The following is a 15,928-nucleotide window of genomic DNA, read 5'->3' on the forward strand; positions in this document are numbered from 1 at the left end:
GGAGTGCTAATGTAGCAGAAATTGCCTTATGGGAATATAAAATATTTCCCTTAAAGGGCTTAAAGAGTAAATAGGTTATTTACTACTAACCTCGATATTACCGCTAACGGTTGACACTCTAACTAAGGCACTACCGTTTAGGGTTTGAAAATTTAACTTAGCACCCGGACCATATTCTGCATGTTCGGTTTTTGCCTTGGTAATATTATTGTCTATGTCACCGCCAACACTCGATTTTAGGGAAAAATCAGCATCAACACCTTTTTGAAAGGTGAAGGCTAAGTCGCCACTGACCGTGGATACTTTTAGTAGCGCTTTTTCAACTAAAGTGAGTTTTGCTTGTATATCGCCACTGACCGTTCTGATACGCAACTCAATAACTTCAGCTAAATTAAGCTCACTATTGCCGGAAACATTATTAAAAAAGACTTCTTTAGCTTGGCTATTAATAACAACTTCACCACTAACCGATCTAATTTCTAAACGCCCCGTAGAGTTATTATCTTGAATATCACCACTGACCGCAGCTAACGACACCTTGCCAGCTAAGTTATGACTATTGATATTGCCACTAATACTATTTAGCTCAACACTTTGTGTTAGATTTTTCGCCAAAATATCACCACTTACCGTGTTAACTTCGACACCACCATGTAAGTTTGATACCTGTATATCGCTAGAAATACTTGAAGATTTCATGCGAATATTTTTAGGCATAAAGACGATGATTTTTGAACCATCCGCGCGCCAATTATCCATTCTTGGATATTCAACCTCGATAATAACTTGTCCGCCTTTTTGTTCAAAAATAAGTTTTTCTGCATCGTCGTCTAAAGTGCCGGAAACCGATATTTTATCTTTATCCCAGCCGATAACCGTAATAAAACCACCGTGATTACTGATAGCTACGTTAGTAACCGTTTCACTGGGTAAGCTTTGCGCTATCTCGATGGCGGCGAGTAATTGGCTACTGAATAGCAGACAAGTCGCCATTGTGATGATATTGGCGCATTGATGTACTTTTCTGCTTAATCTGTTCATAGAAACCTCTTCTGTTGGGTATTTTACTGTGTTTAACTCACTCGGCTTTAAATTAACCTTGCTCGTTATTAAAGAGCCTTTAGCTAAATCACTTGATATTGGCGATATAATTGTTGTAATAACTTCAATTCTTGTTGTTGGGTAAAGTCTAATAAATTCAATAAGTCGGTATTATTTTCATCCCCTAACAGTGCTTTTCTTATGGATGCTCTAGCCTCTGCTAATTGCGTTAACTCTTGTTGCATCGCCGCTGGCAATCTATCAACCATGGGTTGGCCGTAACTGGCGAGTAATATCTGCTTTTGTTGTATAAAGTTTTGCTGCATAAAATTGACTAACTGTGCTGATGTCGGGCTAGCTTGTTTGGGTATTTTCACCAGTGCCGGCACGGTCTTTTCATTTGTCTCGGGTGAAAAAGTAAACCACGACATCAGCATAACCATGGCCATAGATGCCGCCCAAGCACTTGGCACAAAAACATTACGGTGTTTATCAGCTGATATTTGTTGTCTTTTAGCGTTAATGGCACGTTCAATACCCGGCCATAAATCTCTTTCGGGGGTCATTTCATCAGGTAACTTTGCCACCTGCTCGGCAAGTGCTTTATCTGCAAGCACCTTGTCTTGAGGTAAATGGCATTGGGATGTGTGCTTAGTCATGATTCATCTCCTGTTCACCCGATGAAAACTCAAGTTCTTTTAATGATGCTTGTAATAAATTTCTTGCTCTGTGGTATTGCGACTTACTTGAACCAACCGCCATATTCAACATGTTGGCAATTTCCTCATGGCGATAACCTTCAACGGCAAATAAAACAAACACTAAACGTGCTCGTTCCGGTAATCGAGCAATGTGCTGGTCTAACAACATTAAGGTTGAGTCATCCGTTAAACTGACACTTGGCTCGACAAAATTTGTCCCTGGCTCTTCAATACTAAACACCCGCTGCAGCCAGTTTTTGTGTTTCCGTAAATGTCCCAGTACTACATTGGTCGCTACACTATGCAGCCAGGTACTAAACTTACTTTCGCCGCGAAAGTTATTAATTTTTTGCCAGAGCACAACAAAGACTTCCTGACAAACATCCTCGGCGCTGTCTTTATCTGCCAACATGCGCCAGCACAAGGCATAAATGGGCTTATGGTGTTTTTCATAGAGACGGTAGAAAGCACTTTGACTACCTTGTTTAGCTTGTGCTATCCACACTTGCTCGCCGTCAATTACACCTAAATCCTCGGCATGATTGGCACTAAATAGCGCCTGCCCATCGATAACTTTTTTATGGTGCTTATCATGTATTACTTGGCTATCCAAATGCTAAAGCCTCTATTAGGTTCAAGGTAAATATCGAAAATAGTTATCCAATATAACTGGCTAACATAACTTGCTAAAGTGATGTCCAATATTAACTAAGATACCGAAGGTGATAAAAAGGTTTAAAGGGTATTTAATAAATTAGCTTTATAAAACTTAAAAATATTATCAGATATTTAGCTAGTCACAACACAGCTTGTCACATCTTGTTACGCTTTGCTTATTCTGCTTAGTTACTTTAGCTATAATCATGTGTAAATTAGCATAAGTATTTCAAGAACTATAACAACAGCCGCCCCTTAAGGAAATCCCAATGAAATTAACCAGTCTCGCTATCGCGCTTACTCTAGCGCTTTGCACCAGCCAATATGCATTAGCCGAAGATGATAAAAAAGAAAAATCAAAGGATGATGATAAAACCATTGCTCAAATGATAGAGAATAAAACAGCAACCTTAGGTTTGTTTGATTTTTACCAAGATAAAGAGACTGGCGAAACGTTAATGTTGCTTGATGAAAGTCAATTAGACACGCCTTTTTTACATTTTGCCCAAACTATTGATGGTCTTGCTGATGCGGGACATTTCCGTGGCGGTTATCGAGGTGTAAAAATCATTGAGTTTAGACGTTACTTTGACCGTATCGACATCATCACAAAAACACAACGCTATCAGTTTGATGAAAATAATCCCATCAGCCGTGCTAAAGATGCCAATATTAGTGAAGCAGTACTCGCCAGTATAAAAATTGAAAAAGTAGAAAATGGCAAAATCGTCTTAAAAGTCGATAAACTTTTCTTAAGTGAAGCACTGCATAAAGTTTCGCCATGGGCGCGAGTTGATGATAAAGATGCTAAAAAACGTTTTAAATTAGGTAAGTTAAACAGTAAAAAATCACGCATCCTATCCAAACGAGCTTACGATAATAATGTTGATATTGTTGTCGATTATGTTTTCAATAACCCTAACCCTAGTGTTTATGGCTCTAAAGCGGTTTCAGATCCACGTTCGGTCTCAATTAAACTACAACACTCTTTTATAGAACTTCCTAAAAATAAATTTACCCCGCGTTATCAAGATGCTCGTATTGGTTACTTTGGTCAACAATATGATCAAATGACCTCAAGTAGTTGGGCGCCTTATAAAGATGTCATTAACCGCTGGAATTTAGTCAAAAAAGATCCAAGTTCAGCATTATCTGAGCCTGTAGAGCCAATAGTGTGGTGGATTGAAAATACCACCCCTGTTGAGTGGCGTAACACCATTAGCGAAGCGGTATTAGCGTGGAATTCATCTTTTGAAAAAGCTGGCTTTAAAAATGCCCTACAAGTTAAAATTCAGCCCGATGATGCCACTTGGCAAGCTGGCGACCTAAATTACAATGTCCTACGCTGGACCTCTTCACCACAACCACGCTTTGGTGGCTACGGGCCATCTTTAGCCAACCCCTTAACCGGTCAGCTGCTCGGCGCTGATATCATGCTTGAATTTGTTTTTATGAAAAACCGTTGGATATATAATAGCTTATATAGTCAAGGCGCGGTGAGTGTTGGCTTTAGTGACGTAGAGCAATTGCATCAAGGACCGGGGTCAATCGGTGCACTCAACTGTAGTGCTGGTTATGAATTGCAACAAGGCTTGTTACTTAGCCAAGCCATGTCAAAGGGTAGCGATATAGAAAATAAAGCCGTGCTAAAAGAAGGCTTACGTCATTTGGTACTACATGAAGTAGGCCATACCCTAGGATTAAACCACAATATGAAAGCATCCATTTTGTGGGATGAAAAAGAAATTCACGATAAATCACTGACCCAGGGTGCGCTAACCGGCTCAGTAATGGATTATGCCCCCATTAATGTTGCCCCTAGAGGCACGACCCAAGGTGATTACTTTCAAACAGAGCCGGGTTTATATGATGATTGGGCCATTGAATATGGTTATTCCATTGCTCTTGATGACTCAATAGAAGAAGCCGAACGCTTAGCAACAATATTAGCGCGCTCAAATGAAAAGGGTTTAGCTTTTGGTAATGATGCCGATGATATGCGCGCCCCAGGTCGTCATATAGATCCACGTATTATGACCAGCGATTTATCATCTAACCCTGTTGCTTACGCCAGCGATCGTATGGCTTTAATCCAAAGTTTACTTAGCGAGCTAAAAGATAAAACACTTATTGACGGTCAGTCACATCAGCAGTTATTAATTTCAGTCAATTCACTTTTTGGTCAATATCGACGCCAAGCCGAGGTTATTTCACGCCAAATTGGCGGTGTTTATATTGAGCGTAACGTGGTTGATAGTAGCCAAAAACAAAGTCTGCCTTATACGCCAGTACCAAAGGAAAAACAGCAAGCCGCTATGCAAGCGCTTACTAACTATGTCTTTGCCGGTGATACCTTAGCAAGCATGCAGCCTCTTTATAACTACATGCAACACCAACGCCGTGGTTTTAATCATTTTGATAAAAATGAAGATCCGAAAGCGCACGATATGATCTTAAATATGCAAAAGTCGGTATTAAACCAATTACTGCATAAAAAGGTCTTAAAACGTATTTCGGATACTAGCTTGTACGGCAATGATTATTCATTAACAGCAGTACTGTCAGATTTAACTGCGGCTATTTTTGTGGCGAGTAAAAAAGCTAGCTCTATTAGTCGTAACATTCAAGTAGAGTATGTCGAGCGCTTAATTGCGATTGCCGGTGTTGCTAAATCATCCGCTTACGACAACCTAGCAAAAGCTGCCGCACTAGGCCAGCTTAGCGAAATTTTGGATAATAGCTCGTCAATGAGCTTTGGTAAGAGTGTAGAAGCAAAGGCACAAGATGCTTATATCAGCTTGATGATAAACAAAGCACTGAAAGTTTAATTACTTAGCACTGCTAACAACAAAGCCCAACAAACACGGTAAATAAAAAGTTTGTTGGGCTTTTTTATGGCTATTAATTTATCGGCCAGAGTTTAGCGATAAGAACTGTCCTCAACTTGCAGGCACAAAAACGCTGGTCATTTATTGCCGGGCTTTTTATCTCTAGTTTGTCTGGCTATTAATTTATCGGCCAGAGTTTAGCGATAAGAACTGTCCTCAACTTGCAGACACAAAAACGCTCGTCATTTATTGCCGGGCTTTTTATCTCTAGTTTGTCTGGCTATTAATTTATCGGCCAGAGTTTAGCGATAAGAACTGTCCTCAACTTGCAGGCACAAAAACGCTGGTCATTTATTGCCGGGCTTTTTATCTCTAGTTTGTCTGGCTATTAATTTATCGGCCAGAGTTTAGCGATAAGAACTGTCCTCAACTTGCAGGCACAAAAAAAGCGCCAGAGGCGCTTTTTACGTTTATTGCAAATACGCAGAATTTACTTCTTGCTAAGTGCACCAAAACGTTTGTTGAATTTATCAACACGACCACCGCTCTCGGCAGATTTTTGCTTACCAGTGTAGAATGGGTGACAAGCAGAACATACGTCAAGGTGAATATTTTTACTTAAAGTAGAACGCGTTGTTATCACATTACCACAAGAACAATTTGCAGTGAACTCAGTGTACTTAGGATGAATACCGTCTTTCATGGGGACCTCTATCTCTTTATGAGAATTTGGGCGCATCGCCACTCAGCCATTTCCTGTTGTCTATTTTATCATAGACGAAATGCTAAGCACCATACGTAGTTAAGAATTAATGGGGGCGAATTGTAAAGGATAGTTTCAGTAACTTCAACATAAAAGAGCGTAATTCGGCTAAAAAAAGACTTATTGGCATTATTTAGTAACAAAACAATAATGTTACTTGGCAGGCTCCATTACAGCGGGCAAAATAGCCTCAACAATTACTCGCCACATCAACTCATTAAAAGTGCCAGAACATTATATTCAAGTTGCTATTCCTGTGCCTATGCGGCAGTTATTTACTTATCAAGTACCAGAGGCACTCGGCTCGCCCCCGATTGAAGTCGGTGAACGGGTCGTGGTACCTTTTGGTCACCGCAAGGTTATTGGCATTGTTATTGATGAACAAGCACAATGTAATTTCGACGTCAGTCGAGTTAAAAGTATTGCTGAGCGCCTCAATGATAACTTTAATTTAAGTACACCATTAGTTAAATTTTTACAATTATGCGCTCATTACTATCACCACCCCATAGGTGATGTTTTTCAACAAGCCTTACCTATACTGCTGCGAAAAATAGAAAACATTACCTTAAGTCCACCCATGGTATGGCTAGCAGAATCGCGAGAGGAAAAGGCTAATGACATACTGGCTAAATTAGCCAAAAAAGCCGCTAAACAGTATGCTTTATATCAAATAATACAGAGCCACCATGGTATCAGCTGGGTAGAACTTCGCATGTTAGGCTATAATAAAGCCCAGTTAAATGCCCTACAGAGCAAAGGTTTAATCATTGAGCAAGAACAAATTGCTAGCCAATATTCTTGGCATAAGGATACCCTAAACAAAGCTGACAAGTTACGACTTTCCAGTGAACAAGCCATCATTGTCAGTGCCATTCATAACGCCTTAACACAGTTTTCTTGTCACTTGATTGATGGGGTTACCGGCAGTGGCAAAACCGAAGTATATTTACAAGCAATGGAAGCTGTACTTGCTAATAACAAACAAGTATTAGTGATAGTCCCTGAGATTGGTTTAACACCACAAACGCTAAGTCGCTTTGAACAACGCTTTAACGTGCCTATTGCTCTACACCATTCAGGGCTAAACGATAAAGAACGTTTAGCCACTTGGTTAAGTGCTCAGCAAGGCAGTGCGGCCATTGTTATTGGCACGCGATCGGCAATTTTTACCCCCCTGCACCGTCTAGGCTTGATCATTATCGATGAAGAACATGACTCGTCATTAAAACAGCAAGACAGTTTTCGCTATCATGGTAGGGATATGGCCATCCTTCGTGCCAGACAGCTAGATATTCCTATTGTATTGGGTAGTGCTACGCCAAGTTTTGAATCGCTACAAAATGCCTTGTCAGGAAAATATCGCTACCATCAATTGCTCAATCGAGCCGGTAAAAGTAATAAGGCTAAAATAGCGCTTATTGATATGAATCATCAGCAAGTTGAATATGGTTTATCCGGCACACTTAAATATGAAATAAAACAAACCTTAGCGCGCGGTGAGCAAGTACTATTATTTTTGAACCGACGTGGCTATGCGCCTGCTATCAACTGTCAAGAATGTCATTGGCTAGCTGAGTGTCAGCGATGTGATAAACCCTACACTTTACACCAAAAACAGCAGCTACTTATTTGCCACCATTGTGGTAGTCAAAAGCGTATACCTCCTCAGTGCCCTAGTTGTGGCAGTGTTCGCATCGCGCCATTAGGTCAAGGTACCGAGCAATTAGAATCTCGCTTAGAGGAGTTGTTTCCTGATACGTCTATCGTGCGTATTGACCGTGATAGCACCCGAAAAAAAGGTGAACTAGCCAAATTACTGCAGGAAGTCATCGATAAAAAACATCAGCTGCTGGTTGGCACACAAATGCTGGCCAAAGGCCATCATTTCCCCGATGTGACTCTAGTGGCGGTACTCGATGTTGATGGTGCTTTATTTAGTTTTGATTTTCGTGCCAGCGAGCAAATGGCGCAACTACTGATACAAGTAGCAGGACGAGCTGGCCGCGCCAGTAAACCTGGCAAAGTATTGGTGCAAAGTAATTATGTTGATCACCCCTTATTGCAAGATTTGGTGCATAATGGTTATCATCACTTTGCCCACCAAGCACTCACCGAAAGAAAACAAGCGCTACTGCCACCTTTTACTTTCCAAGCATTATTACGTGCCGATGCAAATTACCCTTCGTACCCAGAAAAGTTTTTACGTGCGCTTACCCAGCAGCCATTAGCGGGTTGTGAGTTTGCCGGCCCAGTACCGGCGGCAATGGAGAAAAAAGCCGGTAAATTTCGTTACCACTTAATCATTCAAGCTAAATCCCGAAAAGATTTGCACCGTGCAATTTTGCAACTCCTTAGCCAGATACCTAACAATGAATGGCAAGGCAAGGTACGCTGGAGTTTAGATATCGATCCAATCGATTTAAATTGGTAACGGCCATAGAGCAATTTTCATAAGTAAAGTAATCACTTACTCTATGGAATGGTATTAATCATGTTTTTTACTGTCAGCTCGGTTACACTAGCTAAAATTTTCCTCTAGTAACCCTCCCCTTTTCATGGCTAATCAAGATTATGTTTCCCGCACGCCTGCAAAAAATAAAAAAAAACCCCGTAACGGTAAAAGAGCAGCAAAAAACGCCAACGTACTAACACTAAAAACTAAACTAGCCAGCTTAATATTAGTGATATTAATTGGCGCGTTTTCTTATGGTTTATGGTCGTTAAAGACAGATCCTAGCACTAAAACACCCTTAGTAGAGTCCGTTAAAACAGTGCCAGCTCAAAAGGCAATAAACAAAAGTACAGCGTTACCTGAGCCACCTAAAGAAAAGTGGACTTATGTTAAAAATTTAGCAAGCAAAGAAATTGAAGTCGGTGAATATAAGGTGGTCGAAAAAGGCCCTTATAAAATGCAGTGCGGTTCATTTAGAACACAAAAGCAAGCTGAAACATTAAAAGCAAGAATTGCCTTTACTGGACTCGAAGCACAAGTCAAAAGTGTTACTGGAAAGAATGGCCTCTGGCATAAAGTTTTCTTAGGTCCCTACCCCCGTAAACGCCTTGCAGAAAAAGATAAACATAAGCTTAAACGCAACAATATAAATTATTGTCAAATATGGTTGTGGCGATAATTAATATCTTGTCTACTCCTTGAAAAAACCACAAAGACCCCAATTACATTAGCATCAATGAATTGAGTTAAAATGAGGTTAATGTGACTACTATTATTTCAGTAAGACGTAATGGCAAAGTGGCTATTGGCGGAGATGGTCAAGTATCACTTGGCAATACCGTAATGAAAGGCAATGCCCTAAAAGTTCGCCGTTTATATAATAACAAAGTACTGGCTGGTTTTGCTGGTGGCACCGCCGATGCATTTACTCTGTTTGAGCGTTTCGAAAGTAAATTAGAGCAACACCAAGGTCATTTAACCAAAGCAGCAGTAGAGCTTGCTAAAGACTGGCGCAGTGATAGAGCATTAAGAAAGCTAGAAGCTTTACTTGCCGTTGCTGATGAAACCGCCTCATTAATAATTACCGGTAATGGCGATGTTATTCAGCCCGAAAATGACCTTATCGCCATAGGTAGTGGTGGTAACTTTGCCCAATCGGCTGCCATAGCACTGTTAGAAAATACCGACTTAAGTGCCAAAGAGATAGTAGAGAAATCATTAACTATTGCTGGCAATATCTGTGTTTTTACCAACCAAGAACACACCATAGACGAACTCTAGCCTTCGCTCTTGCAAAAGAGCAACCTGATTAATATGCTGCCAGAGTATGAGTCAAACACTCCTCTGGCCGTAAAGAGGAATAAAAATGTCAGATATGACCCCACGCGAAATTGTCCATGAATTAGATAGCCACATTGTTGGTCAAAGTGATGCCAAACGTGCGGTTGCCATTGCGCTGCGAAACCGCTGGCGTAGAATGCAACTTGATAAAGATTTACGTAACGAAGTTACCCCTAAAAATATTCTCATGATAGGCCCTACCGGTGTTGGCAAAACTGAAATTGCTCGCCGTTTAGCAAAGCTTGCTCATGCACCGTTTATCAAGGTAGAAGCGACTAAGTTCACCGAAGTAGGTTATGTTGGTAAAGAAGTAGAATCTATTATTCGTGACCTTGCCGATATGGCAATAAAGATGGTTAAAGAAAGTGAGATGGAACGTGTTAAACATCTTGCTGAAGAAGCCGCTGAAGAACGTATTTTAGATGTACTTTTACCGCCTGCTCGTGACAACTTTGGTAATGATGAAGCAAGCGAAAATACCAATACTCGTCAAATATTCCGTAAAAAACTGCGTGAAGGTAAATTAGACGATAAAGAAATTGAACTAGATTTAGCCGTTCCACAAGTTGGTGTAGAGATCATGGCACCTCCAGGCATGGAAGACATGACCTCTCAGTTACAAAGCATGTTCCAAAACATGTCTAGTGATAAAACCAATAAACGTAAACTTAAAATTAAAGATGCCTTTAAAGCTTTGCAAGAAGAAGAAGCGGCTAAAATAGTGAATCAAGATGACATCAAGCAAAAGGCTATTGAAGCGGTTGAGCAAAATGGCATTGTCTTCATCGACGAAATCGATAAAATTTGTAAACGCGCCGAGAATTCTGGCGGCGGAGATGTTTCTCGTGAAGGTGTGCAACGAGACTTGTTACCCTTAATTGAAGGTTGTACGGTAAGCACTAAACATGGCATGATCAAAACTGATCATATCTTATTTATCGCCTCAGGTGCCTTTCAAATGTGCAAACCTTCAGACTTGATCCCTGAGTTGCAAGGTCGTTTGCCTATTCGTGTTGAGTTAAAAGCGTTAACGGCTGACGATTTCGTGCGTATTTTAACCGAACCTTTTGCCTCGCTAACCGAACAGTATATTGCTTTACTCGGTACTGAAGGCGTGGAAGTAACCTTTACCGATGATGGTATTAAGGCTATTGCTGATGCTGCATGGCAAGTAAATGAGAGCACTGAAAACATTGGAGCACGTCGTTTACATACCATGATGGAACGTTTGGTTGAAGATTTATCGTTTAATGCTGACCAACGTAGTGGTGAGACTATTAGCATAGACCAAGCTTATGTTAATAACATATTAAGCGATGTCATTAAAAACGAAGATTTAAGTCGCTTTATTCTTTAATTACCAGACTATTATTAAATTAATGAAGATAACTCAAAGGTTAGATACTGTACTGTTATGAATATTACCCATTTTATTATAGATAATAACCAGCACAATCTAGCTATTGAGTTTGCTGCTAGCCAGACGATAGAGAGTGCGCTACTAAGTTTTGAATATTTGCGTATTAGCTCACCAGCAAGCTCAGCTAAAAAACTAAAAACCGGGCCTGCTGCGATTACTAGTCATAAAAAGGCGGTGCGCTTAATTAAAATTGAGAGTGTCGCAAAACATGGTTATCGCTTGATTTTCGATGATGGCCATAACGCTATCTATAGTGGGCACTATATACAAATATTAGCCGTAGAATATGATGTTCGTTGGCAGCATTATTTAACTGAGCTAAAAGCCAGTGGTCACTCCCGTGAAGCCATGATTGATATTAAACAGTTATAAAGTAAATGGCTTAATCTATACAATTCGGAGCTTATGTTTTAAGCCCGATAAAAATGCCCTGACGCCAAACAGTCAGGGCATTTTTATTTAAGTCGTATAGTGGCGTGAGCTATACAGTAAATCGGCTGACTTCTTTAGTTAGCACTTGCGCCTGCTTGGACAACTCTTCACTCATATGCTCATTTTGCTTAGCTGACTCTCCGGATTTTTCGGTAACATCTCTGATCATCACTACGTGTTGGTTAACTTCTGAGGCAACGGTACTTTGCTCTTGAATAGCCGTAGCAATAGCGCTGTTCATATCCATAATCAAAGCGACATCTTGGGTTATTTCATCTAACATAGCACCAGCAGAGCTTGCTTGCTCGGCACTCTCTTCTCCTTGGCTTCGACACTCCGCCATTAACAAAACAATCTCTTGAGTACGTTTTTGTAATAAACTAATAATGGTTTCAATTTCTTGAGTCGAGTCTTGTGTTCTACTCGCTAGCGTTCTTACTTCATCAGCGACCACGGCAAAACCTCGACCCTGCTCTCCTGCTCTTGCCGCTTCAATGGCTGCGTTTAACGCAAGCAAGTTAGTTTGCTCGGCAATGCCACGAATAACACCTAAGACCGAGGCAATCGTGATACTTTCTTTTTCTAACTCTTTGACCACATTTTCTGAGTCTAAAAGTTTTGCGGAAAGCTGACCGATTCTATCTATGGTTTGCTCTACTCCTGCCTTACCTTTCTCAGCATTATTATTTGTGATCTCTGCTTTATGAGCGGCTTCTCGAGTGTTAGTCGCAATTTCATCAATAGTTGCCACCATTTCGGTGACGGCGGTTGCCACAAGATCAGTTTGTTGCATTTGGGTTTCCACGCCTTCATTAGCATTGTAGATATTTTCAGCCAAGCTGCCCGTTGCAGAATTAAGGGTATTTACTGAGTGATTAACTTCCACAATAAGTGAACGGAAGTTGGTTAACATGTGGCTAAATACCTCGGCCATATCCGATAATTCATCGCCACCACTAACGTCAACTTCAGTGGTTAAATCATTACTTTGAGCAACTTTATTCATGGTGGTTTGTAAGTTATTAATGCGTCCTAAAATACTCGTCCCTATAAACCAAGCACTTGCTAAAGCGATCACAAGTACCGCACTAAAAAGGCTATATGCCAGCGTATTAACAAAAATAATATTTTCTTTTACAATAACGTCGCTAATATTAACTACCCGTAAAAGCTCATTATCTACTTTATGTACCATATTACGCATTTTACCCATAGTGCCCATATCTTTATCATAACCAAGCTCTTTTTGGACGGCCACTAAGTTTAAGAAAGCACTTTGGTATACTTTAATTAACTTACTAACGGCTTGCCTTTTAGCTGATGAAAAATCACTGATTTGCACACTTGCTAGTAGTTTACTAACATTGCTTTGCAGCTTATCGACATATTCATCATCAAGTCGTAACATAAAATCCTTTTCATTACGCCTTAGCTGTAACATTTCACTGCGCAAACGATAGTTATTTTTCCCAATTAGGCTTTCAACGTCATGAACCGCTGTGCGAAGTTCTCCATATAAGCCGCCTTTGGCATTTAAGCCTATTTTCTTTTGTAAAGAAACTAGGCTATTAAACTGAACTTGATACTGAGCTAGAATACCCTCCATGCTGGTAATTTCAGGTACGGATAAACCAACCTCAGTAAAACCTTCTGCTAAGGCAGTGATCTGCTGTTGTACCTTGCCTATTTTTTTATTAAATTTTTCAGAATATTTTAAATCCTTACGGGAAATAAAATCTTTTTCATCTCGCCTCAACTCTAAGACTGAAGTTTTAATATTACCAATGTGATTTGCTATAGTTATATCGTGTTGTAACGATGAGCTTGCGTAGTTTAATAACACTAACATTAGGCTCATTGCGAGTACTAATATTGTGGTATTGGCGATTAGTTTATGTTTTATAAGCATAGATTTTAACCTTAAAAATGAACTTAAATAGAAAAAAAAGAACGAAAAGTGTACTTATCCAGAAGCAATTTTCAGCTTACCTAGGAGCAAAAAGTCACCTCCCACGATAACAATACAAAACACAGGGTGGTAAAAGGAGGTGTTACTTAGGTTATTTCTTTGTCTAGTATAGACTGTATCGGTAAGTATAGATTTTTTTTAATTTATTTTCACTTAAATTGACAACTTTATAATTTATGGCTAATTTTTCTATAAATTAATCGTTTTCTGGATATAAGTTAATAAGAGATAATATGGCTTTCATGGGTTATAAAGAAGTTTGTCCTAGCGTTATTTTTTTGTAAGGTAAAGTACCAGTTCATCTTCAGGCAAGGGCTTGCTAATAAAGTAGCCTTGCACAGCATCACAGCCTAAATGGCGTAATAGGTTAAGTTGCTCGACAGTTTCAACACCCTCAGCTAAGACACGTTTACCTAAACCGTGTGAAAGGTCTATCATAGACTTAACTATAGTTAGATCAGAGTCATTAATAGCCACCTCGTGAATAAAGCTACGATCAATTTTTATTTTATCAATAGGTAACTCTCGTAAGTAAGCCAGAGATGAATAACCCGTGCCAAAATCATCAATTGAAACCTTAATGCCCATGCTTTGTAATTTAACAATGCTGTCCATTGCTCGGGCAATATCAGTCATAACCACGTTTTCAGTGATTTCTAATTCTAAATAGCTAGAAGGTATACTATATTTATGCAATAAATTTTGAATATTAGTGACCAGTTGCTCATTTTGAAATTCAATAGCCGTTATATTTACCGCGATGGCAATACGACGTTGGTATAAATTGAACCAGCGCTCACTCGCTTGGCAAGCCTTGGCTAAAATATAATTATCAAATTCATTATGCATATTCAAAGCTTCAATTTCACTCAAGAATTCACTCGGAGCAAGCAAGCCTTTCTCAGGGTGCTGCCAACGAACTAATGCTTCAACACCTTCGAGTTTATTTGTTAATAAGTTTAATTGCGGCTGGTAATATAAAATAAATTCATCATGTTCTAATGCTGCTCTTAACTGCTTTTCCATGATCAACAAATGCCGTCCCTGTGCTTGCATTCCTTCTTCAAAGGCGACAGTGGCAATATTATTGGTTTCTGCATGATGCAAGGCAAGGTTAGATTTTTGCAAAAGCTCCTCTGCTTTATCCCCATCATCCGGGTAAAAGCAGTAACCAATACTACCTTGGATTGATATCTCTTGCTGCTCATAACGAAAGGTTCGTTCAATAAGTTCGTGGATATGGCTTACCGCCCTATCTACATGGGAAGCCTGCTCGAATTCAATAACAAACATAAAAGAATCACCACTTAAGCGCCCTACCGCATGAGGCATAAAAACACTGTGGTTAAGTCTGCTGGCAATTTCCCCTAGAATATAATCACCTATTTTTAAGCCGTAGGTATCGTTAACAAATTTAAATTGTTTTATATCGATTAAGAAAACCGACAGTTTTAACTGATTTTTATTAGTTTTATTTGCTTGGCTTAGCTCATGTATTTTATCGGATAACTTAGCCATTACTTGTTCGCGATTGAGTGCTCCGGTTAACGAGTCATGTTTACCTAAGTATTGCGCTCTATTAATGGCATTTATAGCGGCAAACCTCTCCGCTCCTTGCATCCAAACAAGTAAAATAAAACCAAGTATACTGTGAGCAGCAACATCGAAATATAATAAAAAAAACTCTAACTGACGAAACCAAGGCTCAGCTAAAGCCACAATAGAAATAAAAGAATGGATTAAATAACGAACACCAATAACCGCAGTAAAGTACATTAATACTTGGCTAGAAAAATAACTTGTTTTATCAAATAAAAGGTAACTGGCTAAAGCTATAAAGCTACAACCAAAAATAAAACTAGGCAGGCTAATAGTTAAATAAGAATGATTAAAAGCCTGACTGGGGTCAAAAGCAAACCACAGTGTTGTGGTTAAACAGACAACTATAATTAAACTCAGTCCAGCTATTGTTATCTTATTAGGGATTTCTTTATTCGTTTTAGCATTAAACACACCCAGCACCAGAAAAAACAAAAACAAATACTGACAAGTTTGCAGAATAAATTCTGCGGTAAAGTGCAAGTTATTACTGACTAAATCCACACTGGTGTAGGGGATAAAAGCTTTAAGAAAATAGCTAAGACTTAACATGGCTATGCTGACTAACCAATACATGACATATTTACGCAAGAAAGTGCGATAGTAAACAACAAAGACAAATGACAACACCGAAAAAACTACGGCTTGTGTCGCGAATAAAAAAGTCCGTGGTGTAATATATTCGATCATAAGAATTTTTTAATCATAACTATCAAGAGATC

Annotated in this window: 12 protein-coding genes; 6 read left to right on the forward strand and 6 right to left on the reverse strand. The window is 39.5% G+C overall.

The genetic code is table 11. From position 1 onward, the window contains the following. Nucleotides 1–75 precede the first annotated feature (75 nt). The 3 genes from ASU03_RS14850 to ASU03_RS14860 form a co-directional block, all read right to left on the reverse strand. Complete coding sequence (locus tag ASU03_RS14850) at nt 76–1,041, reverse strand: DUF4097 family beta strand repeat-containing protein (protein ID WP_057832570.1); 966 nt, start codon at nt 1,039–1,041, stop codon at nt 76–78. 83 nt (nt 1,042–1,124) lie between these two features. Continuing rightward, a complete protein-coding gene (locus tag ASU03_RS14855) occupies nt 1,125–1,700 on the reverse strand; it encodes a hypothetical protein (RefSeq protein ID WP_057832571.1) in 576 nt (191 codons plus the stop codon). Beyond that, nucleotides 1,693–2,262, reverse strand: coding sequence for an RNA polymerase sigma factor (locus tag ASU03_RS14860; RefSeq protein WP_057832962.1), 570 nt, complete (start codon nt 2,260–2,262; stop codon nt 1,693–1,695). The genes ASU03_RS14855 and ASU03_RS14860 overlap by 8 nt, the downstream gene beginning before the upstream one ends. Nucleotides 2,263–2,668: 406 nt before the next feature. Here ASU03_RS14860 and ASU03_RS14865 point away from each other — a divergent pair, with 406 nt between their 5' ends. Beyond that, entirely contained in the window at nt 2,669–5,227 is a 2,559-nt protein-coding gene (locus tag ASU03_RS14865) for a zinc-dependent metalloprotease (protein WP_057832572.1), read from the forward strand. Nucleotides 5,228–5,717: 490 nt separating this feature from the next. Here ASU03_RS14865 and rpmE read toward each other — a convergent pair whose 3' ends face one another. Continuing rightward, nucleotides 5,718–5,930, reverse strand: coding sequence for a 50S ribosomal protein L31 (gene rpmE / locus ASU03_RS14870; RefSeq protein ID WP_057832963.1), 213 nt, complete (start codon nt 5,928–5,930; stop codon nt 5,718–5,720). A 217-nt stretch (nt 5,931–6,147) separates the two neighbouring features. Here rpmE and priA point away from each other — a divergent pair, with 217 nt between their 5' ends. The 5 genes from priA (at nt 6,148) to ASU03_RS14895 (ending at nt 11,578) form a co-directional block, all read left to right on the forward strand. Then, on the forward strand, nt 6,148–8,424 hold the full coding sequence (priA, locus tag ASU03_RS14875) for a primosomal protein N' (protein ID WP_231731596.1): 2,277 nt from the start codon (nt 6,148–6,150) through the stop codon (nt 8,422–8,424). A 124-nt stretch (nt 8,425–8,548) separates the two neighbouring features. Further along, on the forward strand, nt 8,549–9,124 hold the full coding sequence (locus ASU03_RS14880; RefSeq protein WP_057832573.1) for an SPOR domain-containing protein: 576 nt from the start codon (nt 8,549–8,551) through the stop codon (nt 9,122–9,124). An 83-nt stretch (nt 9,125–9,207) separates the two neighbouring features. After that, the gene (hslV, locus tag ASU03_RS14885) at nt 9,208–9,726 is read left to right on the forward strand and encodes an ATP-dependent protease subunit HslV (protein ID WP_019027112.1); all 519 of its coding nucleotides are present in this window, start codon (nt 9,208–9,210) and stop codon (nt 9,724–9,726) included. Between the two features lie 85 nt (nt 9,727–9,811). Beyond that, nucleotides 9,812–11,143, forward strand: coding sequence for an ATP-dependent protease ATPase subunit HslU (gene hslU, locus ASU03_RS14890; protein WP_057832574.1), 1,332 nt, complete (start codon nt 9,812–9,814; stop codon nt 11,141–11,143). Between the two features lie 57 nt (nt 11,144–11,200). Then, nucleotides 11,201–11,578, forward strand: coding sequence for a gamma-butyrobetaine hydroxylase-like domain-containing protein (locus ASU03_RS14895; RefSeq protein ID WP_057832575.1), 378 nt, complete (start codon nt 11,201–11,203; stop codon nt 11,576–11,578). A 109-nt stretch (nt 11,579–11,687) separates the two neighbouring features. Here ASU03_RS14895 and ASU03_RS14900 read toward each other — a convergent pair whose 3' ends face one another. Together ASU03_RS14900 and ASU03_RS14905 are read right to left on the reverse strand one after the other, a co-directional pair. Next, nucleotides 11,688–13,547, reverse strand: a complete 1,860-nt coding sequence (locus tag ASU03_RS14900) for a methyl-accepting chemotaxis protein (protein ID WP_057832576.1) — start codon at nt 13,545–13,547, stop codon at nt 11,688–11,690. Between the two features lie 330 nt (nt 13,548–13,877). After that, nucleotides 13,878–15,896 (reverse strand): putative bifunctional diguanylate cyclase/phosphodiesterase, encoded by a 2,019-nt coding sequence (locus ASU03_RS14905; RefSeq protein ID WP_057832577.1) that lies wholly within the window; start codon nt 15,894–15,896, stop codon nt 13,878–13,880. Between the last annotated feature and the right edge of the window lie 32 nt (nt 15,897–15,928).

Origin of the sequence: Colwellia sp. TT2012, from assembly GCF_001440345.1 — a bacterium.
Taxonomy (GTDB): Bacteria; Pseudomonadota; Gammaproteobacteria; order Enterobacterales; family Alteromonadaceae; genus Colwellia.

Coding starts and splice junctions, on each gene's coding strand:
- hslU (WP_057832574.1), top strand. CDS start 9,812: ATGTCAGATATGACCCCACGCGAAATTGTCCATGAATTAGATAGCCAC.
- ASU03_RS14900 (WP_057832576.1), bottom strand. CDS start 13,547: ATGCTTATAAAACATAAACTAATCGCCAATACCACAATATTAGTACTC.
- rpmE (WP_057832963.1), bottom strand. CDS start 5,930: ATGAAAGACGGTATTCATCCTAAGTACACTGAGTTCACTGCAAATTGT.
- ASU03_RS14865 (WP_057832572.1), top strand. CDS start 2,669: ATGAAATTAACCAGTCTCGCTATCGCGCTTACTCTAGCGCTTTGCACC.
- ASU03_RS14850 (WP_057832570.1), bottom strand. CDS start 1,041: ATGAACAGATTAAGCAGAAAAGTACATCAATGCGCCAATATCATCACA.
- ASU03_RS14880 (WP_057832573.1), top strand. CDS start 8,549: ATGGCTAATCAAGATTATGTTTCCCGCACGCCTGCAAAAAATAAAAAA.
- ASU03_RS14895 (WP_057832575.1), top strand. CDS start 11,201: ATGAATATTACCCATTTTATTATAGATAATAACCAGCACAATCTAGCT.
- ASU03_RS14855 (WP_057832571.1), bottom strand. CDS start 1,700: ATGACTAAGCACACATCCCAATGCCATTTACCTCAAGACAAGGTGCTT.
- ASU03_RS14905 (WP_057832577.1), bottom strand. CDS start 15,896: ATGATCGAATATATTACACCACGGACTTTTTTATTCGCGACACAAGCC.